The sequence below is a fragment of the Inquilinus sp. genome, from assembly GCF_057815775.1.
On the sequence record NZ_JBYRFX010001085.1, the window covers coordinates 1 to 5219 of the forward strand.

Below are 5219 nucleotides of genomic sequence, written 5' to 3' on the forward strand. Positions count from 1 at the left end.
GCGCCGCCCTGATCGCACGCCGGATCAAGACCACAGCAGGCGCGGGAAAGACGCGGCGGTAGTGCCCTTCCTAGCCTGGAGCGTTCCCAGCCGTTGCAGGACACCCCCATGACCCGCTTGCCCAAATTCGCAGCCCTGATCGCCGGAGCCTGTCTCATGACCCAGCTTGCCGCCGCCGCCTCGCCGGACCCCGCCACCGACCCGCGCCTCGACCCCCAGGTGCGGTCGTTCCTGGCCCAGATCAACAAGGACAGCAGCCCGTTCTGGGAGCTGCCGCAGCCGAAGCCGCAGGACATCCTGACCGGCCTGCAGTCGCAGACCGCGGTCGACATGTCCGGCGTCACCACGACCGAGCGCACCGTCACCGTGGATGGGCGGTCGGTGAAGCTGTACGTCATGACGCCCGACCACCCGGCCACGAAGCCGGGCGTGCTGCTGTTCATCCATGGCGGCGTCTGGATCGTCGGCAATTTCCAGAACCACCAGCGCCTGCTGCGCGACCTCGTCGTCGGCTCCGGCCAGGTCGGCGTGTTCGTCGAATACACCTCGCTGCCGGCCGCGAAGTTCCCGACCCAGCTGGAGGAGAGCTATGCCGCGCTGACCTGGGCGGCGGCGCATGCCGGCGAATTCGGCGCGGATGGCAGCCGCATCGCCGTGGCCGGCAATTCCGTCGGCGGCAACATGGCCGCGGCGCTGACGCTGATGACGCGCGACCGCAACGGCCCGAAGATCCGCTACCAGGTGCTGTTCATCCCGGCGACCGATGCCAGCGTCGACACCGACTCCTATCATGAGTACGGCACCGGTCGGTTCCTGGCCCGCGCCTTCATGAAGTACGGCTGGGATCTCTATGCGCCCGATGCCAAGACGCGCGACAACCCCTATGTCTCGCCGCTTCGGGCGACCACGGAACAGCTCAAGGGCCTGCCGCCGGCGCTGGTGATCACGGCGGAGAACGACCCGCTGCGCGACGAGGGCGAGGCCTATGCCCGCAAGCTGAAGGCGGCGGGGGTCGAGGTCGCGGCGGTGCGATACAACGGCACGATCCATGACTTCGTGCTGCTGAACGCGCTGCGCCACGTGCCGTCGACCGAGGCGGCAATCGCGCAGGCGACCGACGGCCTGCGCGCGCATCTCGTGCCGTAACGCGTGAGGTCGGCACGGGGCCGTTTCATCCCGGCAGCTGCCCCGTGCCCACCCAGCCCAGCTGGTCGTCGTAGCCGCCGCCGCGGCGCAGGGCTTCGACGGCGTAGCGCAGGGCGTAGATGACGTGGTTCTCGCGGTCCTCCAGCTGGGTCAGGATCTCGCCGGTCTTCGGGTTGGTGCGGTGGCTGAACAGCGCCAGTTCGTCGACCAGGTGCCGGCAGCGCGGATGCACCACGATGTCGTGGTTCTTCAGGAAGGCGATGCCCTCCTCGACCGAGCCGGTGCCCTTCACCGCCGCCCGCAGCCTGGGGAAACCGTACCGGGCGAGATAGCTGATCGTCTCCGGCCGGGCGCTGTCGGCGGTGATCGTTGCGTGCCGCGACCCCGGGATGGTGTCGAACAGCGCCGGCGTGCGGTCGATCTCGCAGCCGACCTGCCAGGCCTCGTGGTCGACATACAGCGCCCGGCCGACGGTGAAGCAGCGCACCAGCACGGTCGGGTCGTTGGCGAAGCCCCAATCGGCGCCGAACAGGAAACGGGCATCGGCCGGCGTGTCGAACGCCTCGACCTTCCAGTTGCGGAACACCCGCGCCTCGCTGGCCCTGAGATAGCCGCCGAGCCAGACATGCTGGTACTTGTCCGGGTCGCGCCGCCGGTCCCACTCCATCTCCACCCGCAGCACGTCGGGGAAGCGCGGGTTCTCGGTGAAGTTGGCCTGTACCAGCACGGCGCCGGGTGGCAACATCGGGCCGCGGAACAGCTTGTCGACCGGGTCGGCCTCCCGGTTCGGGTTCCAGGAGAACCACAGCTCCGACCCCGGCTTGCGGATGGTCGGGCGCAGCAGGTCCAGGCTGCGCAGCGACAGCGACTGCGCCTCCTCCACCCAGGCGATGTCATAGCCTTCCAGCGACTTGATGCTCTCGGCCGTGTGGTTCTGCATGCCCTGGAAGATGATGCGGCCGCCGCCGGGGCCGAGGATGCGGTCGGCCTGCACCTTGAAGGCGGCGCCCAGGCCGAGGGCCTGGATCTTGTCCTCCACCAGCCGCTTGACCGACTGGTCGAGCGAGCGCTGCACCTCGCGGATGCACACCGCGCGCACGGGCGGCGCCTCGATGCACCGCCGCACCAGCAGCTCGGCGAAGACATGCGACTTGCCGGAACCGCGGCCGCCATAGACGCCCTTGTAGCGCGACCGGCCCCGCAGCAGGCGGAAGACAGGTGCGAGGTCCAGCGGGGGCGGGACGGGCATGGCGGCCGGCTCCGGCGCGTCCGCGCCGGCTCGCAGCTCCATCGGCAACGGGCCCTGGTCCCGCCGGCCCTTCGGCTTGGGTTCGGCCGGGGCGGGGGCCGTTGCCGGCACCATGCCGGTCTCGTCCAGCCCATAGTCACGGCAGAATTCGCGGAACGCCTGGTCCAGGGACGGCAGGCCGTCGACGGTGTGCACGGCCTCGCCGCGGCCAAGGCAGACCCGCGCCGCCCTGGCCAGGCCGTGCACCACCCGCGGCGGCGGCGGCGGCCACCCCAGGGCGCGCTGCGCCGCCAGCTTCGCCATGCAGGACACCACGATCTCCGGCTTGCGCATCAGCAGGTGGGCGTGCGACGCGGCGCAGCTCCTGGCATAGCCGGCCTCGCGTGCCGCGGCGGCGCCGATGCCGTGGCGGATCCAGCAGGTGGTGTAGTTGTCCCAGTTCGGCCACAACCCCATCGCATCCGCCCCCGTTCCGACCGCGCATGAAAAAGCCCGCCGCGGCGGGAGCCGGGCGGGCGCAGGAAGTCGACGATGCCTGGATGATGGGCTTCAGGGCAGCGTCAAGTCAAGAACAAAAAGGGAACATATCGAAAGGAGGAGGCCGCATGTCGGCTCGAACGCCAGGGCCGCTGCACCCCAGCTTCGGGCGGGCGGGGACGAAAGCCGGCGAAACCGCGGCCAAAACATTGCAGAATCGCACGTTCCCGCTCGCGGCGCGTCATGCGTTCGGCTGACGCCGCGCAGTATCGGGCCGGCTAACATCATTCCTGGTTCGGGAGGGTGGGCGTCGTGAATTCGCCGCCGCCTTCTCCAGTCAAGGAGTGTGCCATGGCGCGACCGTCACCGTCATTCCCCACACCGCAAGTCCCGGGCCCCCTCAAATGGGGGAGGCCCCGTCCAGGGATATCGACCACAGTTTTTCGGCCACCGGAGCGTCATGCCACGTGACGCTTCCACGAATCAAACATGGGGGTATTTAAAGATGCACAGGATTTTGGCGCGATTATCGGCTGCCGCAGCCTGTCTGTTCCTCTACACCGTGCCGGCAGCGGAAGCCGCCTCGGTCGCCACCGCGACGATCAACGGGTCGGTCGTCGACCGGGTCACGTGGTGGGACGCCGATGGCAGGTTCCGCTCCGTCTCGCTCAAACGCGAGGGCAACGGGAATGCCGGCCATGGCGGCTATGCCGTGCAGATGACCTATGTCTACCCGAAGAACGGCGTCCTGACGACGATGACGGTCAACCCGAGCGATGCGGGCGATGGCTTCGGCTATTTCGTCGCGCATGAGCGCGAGCGGCTGTTCTCCGACGGGGCCTCCGCCACCATCGCGGGCAAGATCTTCGGGGCCGACGATTCGCCCCTCGGGCGCAGCTTCGCGGTCGCCGGCCGGATCGTGCCGACCACGGCCGGCCGCATCATCGTCGAATTCAAGACGACCTACCCGAAATACGGCACGATCGCGCCGAATGGCATCAACCAGAACACCGGCGAGGACAGCCCGCCGCTCGGCACAAGCAGCGCGCTGTTCAAGCGCTATGACCTGCCGGTGACCATCACCTGGTATTTCCAGGACGGCACCAGCTGGCCGCGGATCGTGACCCAGGTCAGCCTGGCGCCGGTTCCCGGCCCGGACCGGGTGAGCTTCGACCTGCGCGGTCCCTACGGCAAGATGGACTTCAACGGCGGCAGCGGGCCGATCAACTGGGTGTTCTGGGCCGATCGCTACAAGTTCACGACGAACGCGGCCCCCGTGACCCGCAACGCGCCGTGGAGCTGGAACACGCCGAACATCGGCGCGCGCTACAGCTCCCTGCTGGCCAACGGCTTCGAGATGGGGCTGTTCGAGCCGACGCCCTATGCCTCGTCCGCCATCCGCGACGGCTATTCGGACGGTCGCGGCGCGACCTCGACGAAGGACAGGGACGGCAACGCATGGCCGGGCGGCCGGGAGTGTTCGTTCCAGGCCCAGAAGATTCCGTGCGATTACGAATGGCCGTACCAGTCGGTGCAATACGAACTGCCATATGACAACGCCAACGCCAACACCACGTCGGAGAAGATGGCCTGGGGCTCGACGCCCTATTACGGCACCAGCCTGCCGGCGGTGTATGACGGTGTCGCGTCCGTCCCGTTCGTCGGATTTCCGGCGAGCAAGCTGATCGAGTACGATGTCTGCGTCGTCCTGGGGCAGCAGATTTCCTACGGGCTGACCAACTCCATCGCCGCGCGGGCGCCCAGCGCCTACAAATGTGCCGCCAAGTGATCCATCGGATCGCCGGACCGGTGTGATCGCGACACTGCGGTAACGCCGGATACGGGAAATCGCGGCGCCACAAGCGATCGCGGTGCCGCAAACGATCGCGGTGACAGTGCAGGGGACCAAGCCTGCACTGTCACCGCAACGCCGTCAGGCCTTGTCGCGCAGGGTCATGGTCATCGCGGCGGGCGTCTGGTCCTCGACCGTATAGGCGAGCGGGCCGCCGCCATCGTCCTCGCTGTCCGTGATGACGGCGAAGACGGTCGGCTTGGTGTCGGGATCCGGGTTGATGCCGAGCTCCATGTAGCGTTCGTCACCGCGATAGGTCAGGCACACGCCCATGTCGTTGCCATAGGTCGAGCCGACATGGACCTGCTGCCCCGGTTCCAAAGTGTAGGAATCCGTCGTCGTGTTGCCGTTGAAGATCAGCTTCATGTCGTCGAAATTGGGGTCGCGGTCGATATTGATGCTGTCCTTGGCCTTGTTGACCATCAGCACGGTGTTCTTGAAATCGTCCTTGCCCTTGTCGCGGAAGGCGATGGTCATCGAGACCGGCGTCTGGTC

General features: G+C 67.8%; 5 protein-coding genes. 3 read left to right on the plus strand and 2 right to left on the minus strand.

Translation table 11 applies throughout. The features are described from left to right. The first annotated feature begins 108 nt into the window (after window positions 1-108). Window positions 109-1146: an alpha/beta hydrolase gene (locus AC3XYG_RS38820; protein ID WP_489145256.1), complete on the plus strand. Its 1038-nt coding sequence runs from the start codon at window positions 109-111 to the stop codon at window positions 1144-1146. Between the two features lie 25 nt (window positions 1147-1171). Here AC3XYG_RS38820 and AC3XYG_RS38825 read toward each other — a convergent pair whose 3' ends face one another. Next, a complete protein-coding gene (locus tag AC3XYG_RS38825; RefSeq protein WP_489145257.1) occupies window positions 1172-2851 on the minus strand; it encodes a PBSX family phage terminase large subunit in 1680 nt (559 codons plus the stop codon). Window positions 2852-2877: 26 nt separating this feature from the next. On the opposite strand from AC3XYG_RS38825, the gene AC3XYG_RS38830 reads away from it, so the two are divergent. After that, window positions 2878-3129 carry a hypothetical protein gene (locus AC3XYG_RS38830; RefSeq protein WP_489145258.1) on the plus strand — a complete coding sequence of 84 codons (252 nt, stop codon included), beginning with the start codon at window positions 2878-2880 and terminating at the stop codon, window positions 3127-3129. Window positions 3130-3389: 260 nt separating this feature from the next. Next, window positions 3390-4661, plus strand: a complete 1272-nt coding sequence (locus AC3XYG_RS38835; protein ID WP_489145259.1) for a hypothetical protein — start codon at window positions 3390-3392, stop codon at window positions 4659-4661. Between the two features lie 144 nt (window positions 4662-4805). Here the strand turns inward: AC3XYG_RS38835 and AC3XYG_RS38840 are convergent. Beyond that, window positions 4806-5219, minus strand: a 414-nt coding sequence (locus AC3XYG_RS38840; protein ID WP_489145260.1) for a hypothetical protein, incomplete at its 5' end; no start/stop codon positions are given.

Coding starts and splice junctions, on each gene's coding strand:
- AC3XYG_RS38820 (WP_489145256.1), top strand. CDS start 109: ATGACCCGCTTGCCCAAATTCGCAGCCCTGATCGCCGGAGCCTGTCTC.
- AC3XYG_RS38825 (WP_489145257.1), bottom strand. CDS start 2,851: ATGGGGTTGTGGCCGAACTGGGACAACTACACCACCTGCTGGATCCGC.
- AC3XYG_RS38830 (WP_489145258.1), top strand. CDS start 2,878: ATGAAAAAGCCCGCCGCGGCGGGAGCCGGGCGGGCGCAGGAAGTCGAC.